General features: G+C 75.1%; 5 protein-coding genes. All 5 read left to right on the top strand.

The genetic code is table 11. The features are described 5' to 3' along the window. On the top strand, positions 1-1,995 hold a 1,995-nt coding region (gene infB / locus ACYVPE_RS38955), incomplete at its 5' end, for a translation initiation factor IF-2 (RefSeq protein WP_461038582.1). 72 nt (positions 1,996-2,067) lie between these two features. Next, on the top strand, positions 2,068-2,364 hold the full coding sequence (locus tag ACYVPE_RS38950) for a DUF503 domain-containing protein (protein ID WP_461038581.1): 297 nt from the start codon (positions 2,068-2,070) through the stop codon (positions 2,362-2,364). A 71-nt stretch (positions 2,365-2,435) separates the two neighbouring features. Further along, positions 2,436-2,963 carry a 30S ribosome-binding factor RbfA gene (gene rbfA, locus ACYVPE_RS38945; RefSeq protein WP_461038580.1) on the top strand — a complete coding sequence of 176 codons (528 nt, stop codon included), beginning with the start codon at positions 2,436-2,438 and terminating at the stop codon, positions 2,961-2,963. A gap of 7 nt (positions 2,964-2,970) precedes the next feature. After that, positions 2,971-3,876 carry a tRNA pseudouridine(55) synthase TruB gene (gene truB / locus ACYVPE_RS38940; RefSeq protein WP_461038579.1) on the top strand — a complete coding sequence of 302 codons (906 nt, stop codon included), beginning with the start codon at positions 2,971-2,973 and terminating at the stop codon, positions 3,874-3,876. Positions 3,877-4,503: 627 nt separating this feature from the next. After that, positions 4,504-5,944 (top strand): serine protease family protein (locus ACYVPE_RS38935; RefSeq protein WP_461038578.1); only part of this gene is annotated, 1,441 nt, incomplete at its 3' end.

The following is a 5,944-nucleotide window of genomic DNA, read 5'->3' as shown; positions in this document are numbered from 1 at the left end:
CCCGGTGGCGGCGGCGGCGGCGGTCCTGGCGGCGGCGGCCGGCCCGGCGGTCCGGGTGGCCGCGGTGGCACCCAGGGCGCGTTCGGCCGTCCCGGCGGTCCGGCGCGGCGTGGCCGCAAGTCGAAGCGGCAGCGGCGCCAGGAGTACGAGGCCATGCAGGCCCCGTCCATCGGCGGCGTGATGCTTCCGCGCGGCAAGGGCGAGGCCATCAGGCTCTCCCGTGGCGCGTCCCTCACCGACTTCGCCGAGAAGATCAACGCCAACCCGGCCTCCCTGGTCCAGGTGATGTTCAACCTGGGCGAGATGGTCACGGCGACGCAGTCCGTCTCCGACGAGACGCTGCACCTGCTCGGCGACGAGATGAACTACACCGTCCAGATCGTCAGCCCGGAGGAGGAGGACCGCGAGCTTCTCGAGTCCTTCGACATCGAGTTCGGCGAGAACGAGGGCGGCGAGGAGCAGCTGGTCTCGCGGCCGCCGGTGGTGACCGTCATGGGTCACGTCGACCACGGTAAGACCCGCCTGCTCGACGCGATCCGCAAGACCAACGTCATCGAGGGCGAGGCCGGCGGCATCACCCAGCACATCGGTGCCTACCAGGTCTCGATCGACGTCAACGACGAAGAGCGGCGCATCACCTTCATCGACACCCCGGGTCACGAGGCGTTCACCGCCATGCGTGCCCGTGGTGCCAAGTCGACGGACATCGCCATCCTCGTGGTGGCGGCCAACGACGGTGTGATGCCGCAGACGATCGAGGCGCTGAACCACGCCAAGGCGGCCGACGTGCCGATCGTCGTCGCGGTCAACAAGATCGACGTCGAGGGCGCCGACCCGACCAAGGTCCGCGGCCAGCTGACCGAGTTCGGCCTGGTGGCCGAGGAGTACGGCGGCGACACGATGTTCGTCGACATCTCCGCCCGCCAGGGCACCAACATCGAGTCGCTGCTCGAGGCGGTCGTCCTGACCGCCGACGCCGCGCTCGACCTGCGGGCCAACCCGACGCAGGACGCCCAGGGCATCGCGATCGAGGCCCACCTGGACCGGGGCCGCGGCGCCGTGGCCACCGTGCTCGTCCAGCGCGGCACGCTGCGCGTCGGCGACACGATGGTGGTGGGCGACGCCCACGGCCGCGTCCGGGCCATGCTGGACGACTCCGGTCGCACGCTCGCCGAGGCCGGGCCCTCCACGCCGGTCCTGGTGCAGGGTCTGACCAACGTGCCGGGCGCCGGGGACAACTTCCTGGTGGTCTCCGACGACCGCACCGCGCGGCAGATCGCCGAGAAGCGCGCCGCCCGCGAGCGGAACGCGGCGTTCGCCAAGCGCACCCGCCGGGTCTCCCTGGAGACCCTGGACACGGTGCTCAAGGCCGGCGAGGTGCAGCAGCTCAACCTCATCATCAAGGGCGACGCGTCCGGTTCCGTCGAGGCCCTGGAGTCCTCGCTGCTCCAGCTCGACGTCGGCGAGGGTGTCGACCTGCGGGTGCTCCACCGGGGCGTCGGCGCGGTCACCGAGACCGACATCGACCTGGCCAGCGGCTCCGACGCCATCGTCATCGGCTTCAACGTGCGCGCCGAGGGGCGTGCCACGCAGGCGGCCGAGCGCGAGGGCGTGGACGTCCGGTACTACTCGGTCATCTACCAGGCGATCGAGGAGATCGAGGCGGCCCTGAAGGGCCTGCTGAAGCCGGAGTACGAAGAGGTCGAGCTGGGCACCGCGGAGATCCGCGAGGTCTTCCGCTCCTCCAAGCTGGGCAACATCGCGGGTGTCCTCATCCGCTCCGGCGAGGTGCGGCGGAACACCAAGGCCCGTCTGGTCCGCGACGGCAAGGTCGTCGCCGAGAACCTCAACATCGAGGGGCTGCGGCGCTTCAAGGACGATGTCACCGAGATTCGTGAGGGCTTCGAGGGCGGTATCAACCTCGGAAACTTCAACGACATCAAGATCGACGACGTCATCGCGACCTACGAGATGCGCGAGAAGCCGCGCGTCTAGCGGTCGGGCCGGGGTCGGTCGGCGGGGGAAACCCCGTCGATCGGCCCCGGCCGCTGCCGTTACGATCACCGCATGTATACCGGGACACTCTCCTTCGACCTGTTGCTCGGCGATGTCCACTCCCTCAAGGAGAAGCGCTCGGTGGTGCGGCCGATCGTGGCGGAACTCCAGCGCAGGTACGCGGTCAGCGTCGCCGAGGTGGGCGGTCAGGACCTCCACCGGCGGGCCCGGATCGGGCTCGCGGTGGTCTCGGGGGACGCCGGCCGGCTCACCGAGGTGCTCGACAGGTGCGAGCGCTGGGTGGCCGAGCGGCCCGAGGTGGAGCTGCTGTCCGTGCGACGGCGCGTCCACGGCGGCGAGGACGAGTAGCCGGGCGAGTCCCGGCGGCGCAGGCTGACCATGAGCCGCGACATTCGAGAACAGTACGAGGAGACGGAGCAGTGGCCGACAAGGCTCGGGCGAAGAGGCTGGCGGACCTCATCCGCGAGGTGGTCGCCCAGAAGCTGCAGCGGGACATCAAGGACCCCAGGCTGGGCAGCCGGGTGACCATCACCGACACCAGAGTCACCGGGGACCTGCGGGAGGCGACCGTCTTCTACACGGTGTACGGCGACGAGTCCGACCGGGAGGAGGTGGCCGCCGGGCTGCGCAGCGCCAAGGGCGTGCTGCGTTCCGCGGTCGGCGCGGCGGCCGGCGTCAAGCACACGCCGAGCCTGGAGTTCGTGCCGGACGCGCTGCCCGAGACGGCACGCAACATGGACCACCTCTTCGACCGCGCCAGGGAGCGCGACGAGGAGCTGCGCCGCTCGTCGGCCGGGGCCCAGTACGCCGGCGGTGCCGACCCGTACCGGGAGAACCGCGAGGAGCGGGACGAGCCGGACGAGCGTGGCGAGCGGGGCGAGCCGGGGTCCGACGGCGAGGGCGGGGCCGGCACCGGCTCCGCGGCGGCGAGCGGGGACGAGGACTGACCGGCGCATGACTGGATCAACAGCCGACGGGCTTGTCGTCGTGGACAAGCCCGCCGGCTTCACCTCCCACGATGTCGTCGCGGTGTTGCGCGGCATCGCCCGCACCCGGCGCGTCGGGCACGCCGGCACCCTCGACCCGATGGCCACCGGGGTGCTCCTCGTGGGCCTCGGCCGGGCCACCAGGCTGCTCGGCCACCTGGCGCTCACCGACAAGGAGTACAAGGGCACCATCCGCCTCGGTCGGACCACGGTCACGGACGACGCGGAGGGCGAGGTCACCGGGGCGCGGGGCGCGGCCGGCGTCGAGCCGACCGCCATCGCCGCCGGCGTCGCGGCCCTGACCGGCGAGATCATGCAGGTGCCGGCCAAGGTCAGCGCCGTCAAGATCGACGGCCAGCGTTCGTACCGGCGGGTGCGGGCCGGCGAGGAGGTGGAGATCCCGGCGCGCCGGGTCACCGTCTCCACCTTCACCGCGGACCGCGCCGTCGAGCACACCCTCGCGGACGGCCTCACCGTCACGGACGTCGACATCACCGTGGTCTGCTCGTCGGGCACCTACATCCGCGCCCTGGCCCGCGACCTCGGCGCCGCGCTCGGCACCGGCGGCCACCTCACCGCGCTGCACCGCACCCGCGTCGGCCCCTACACGCTGGGCGCCGCCCGCACCGTCGACGAACTGCGCGCCGAGCTGGTCGTGCAGCCGCTCGACGAGGCCGCGGCGGCCTCCTTCCCACGGTGGGACGTGACCGAACGGGAGGCCAGGCTGCTCGGCAACGGGGCCAGGATCGCCACCCCGCGGCTGCCGGCCGGGCCGGTGGCCGTCTTCGACCCCGACGACCGGCTGGTGGCACTCGTCGAGGCCGACGGCGACCGCGCCAGGAGCCTCGCCGTCTTCGCCCCCCAGGGCGGCTGAGGGCCCGCCGCAGCGGGCCCGCGCTCCGCGCGGGGTTTTCCCCACCCTCCCCCCCCTTTTCCGCGCTCCGCGCGGTGGGCCCTGGTGGGGCGGGCCCCGGGGGGCGAGGGCGGCTGCGCCGTCTGGCCCTTCGCGCCGGGGGTTTTCCCCGCCCGCCCGCCCTTTCCGCGCTTCGCGCGGGGGCTTGGCGGGCCCCGGGGGGCGAGGGCGGCTGCGCCGTCTGGCCCTTCGGGCCGGGGGTTTTCCCCGCCCACCGGCCCCTTCCGCGCTACGCGCGGAGGCCACGGGCCCGCTGCCGCGCGAGGCACCCACCCGAGGGCTTGTGGGGGTACCCCCCCCGCCGCCAGGCTGGGGGAGGGTGGGCGCGGCACGGCCGCGGGCCTCCGGCCCGGCGGGGGCCCTGACGCCGATGGTCCCTCCGCCAGTGCGCCTGCCGGCGGCCAGCCACCCGGTTCCGAACCCGGCCGCTCGGCGGCGGCCAGCCGCCGGGCGTCACCGGAACGGGTGAAGAGCCGGTCGTGGTGTACGGCGTCCGGGCGGCGCGTGCGCCGCCGGGTGCGTTTCGCGCCGCCGCTGGGCAGGACCTCCCCCTGACTCGGCGGGACCGGTGACAGGGGAGGCGCGGCGATGGCGGTGGACTCGGTGGCGACCGTGGATCCGGCGGGCGCGCTGACGCGCGTCGGCGATCTGGCCGGCCGCCCGCGCGGCGTCGCGTTCCGCGCCGACGCCGAGGGCACCCTGGTCACCAGCCACGAGGCGGTCGACGGGCTCGCCCGCCTCGTCCTCGGCCGGCCGGGCGGCGAGAGCCGCGTCGTCGACGCCGCCGCCGTCACCGAGCTTCCGCACTGGGACCTGGCCCTGATCCGGGTACCCGCACCGCCGTGCCCCGCGCGGCCGCTGGTCATCGCGCCCGACCGGCCAGGACCCGTCAGGCTGCGGCTGGCCGACGCCTGGACGGACGCCACGCTGTACGCCCCTGGACGTCCCGCCGTGTACACCGCAACCGACCGCTTCCACCGGATCGACGAGGCGCTGGAGCTCCAGCTGCCCCCTGGCGCGTCCTTCGGGCTCCGGCTCGACGCGGCGCACACCGGCAGCCCGGTCGTCGACCCGGCCACCGGCGCCGTGGTCGCCGTCCTCACCACGGCGCTGCACGCCCAGGGACGCTCGGCCGGCTTCGCCGTGCCCCTGCACACCGCCGCCGCCCTGGAGGGCACCGGGCCGCTGGCCGAACTGCTGCGCCGCAACGGCGTCACCGTGCCCGGCTTCGGCGCCGCCCTCAACCTCGCCGGGGTCCACGCCCTGGCAGCCGACTCGCTCGCGGGGGCCGGCGTCCGCCCCACCCGCCACGACCGGCCGGAGCTGGCCGGGGAACTGGCCGTGTTCGAGCGGGGGAGCGCCAGCGTGGCCGCCCTGGTCGGCCCGCCGGGCACCGGGCGCAGCACCCTGCTGGCCGCGCACGCCAGCGGCCGCCCTGGCACCGTCTGGCTGCGCGGTGCCGAGCTGCGGCCCGGCGACACCGGGCTGCGCGACGCCGTGGGGCGCGCCCTGGCCCGCACCGACCCCGACGTCGCCGCGCGGACTGCCAGGGACGGCGGGCAGCCGCTGCTCGTGGTGCTCGACGGCCCGGAGGAGATGCCGGAGGAGCTCGCCGTCCGACTCGCCGGCTGGGTGCCGGCCACCGTCGGCTGGCTGCGGGCCGTCGGCGCCCGGCTCGTGCTGGCCTGCCGGCCCGAGCACTGGGAACGGGCCGGTTGGCTGTTCCCGCCCGGCACCCTGCACGGCCGGCCAGCCGGCCGGCTCCCCGCCCACCTGCCGATCGGCGACCTCGCCCCCGAACCGGCCGGCCGGGCCAGGGCGGCCGTCGGCCTCGACCCGGCGGGCCTCGCCCCCGGCGAGGCCGCGCACCCGCTGTCGCTGCGGATGCTGGCGCACATCCGGGCCGCCCAGCCGGTGGGCGCCGGCGGTGGGCCCGACCGGTCGGGGATCTTCTCGGCCCACCTCGACCTGGTCGCGCTGCGCCTCGCCGAGACGCTGGCCGGCGGCCCGGCCGACCGCCCGGCCGACG

The sequence above is a fragment of the Streptomyces mayteni genome (assembly GCF_054783955.1).
The sequence above is the reverse complement of the archived record's forward strand: the minus strand, read 5'-3'. Positions and strand labels throughout refer to the sequence as shown.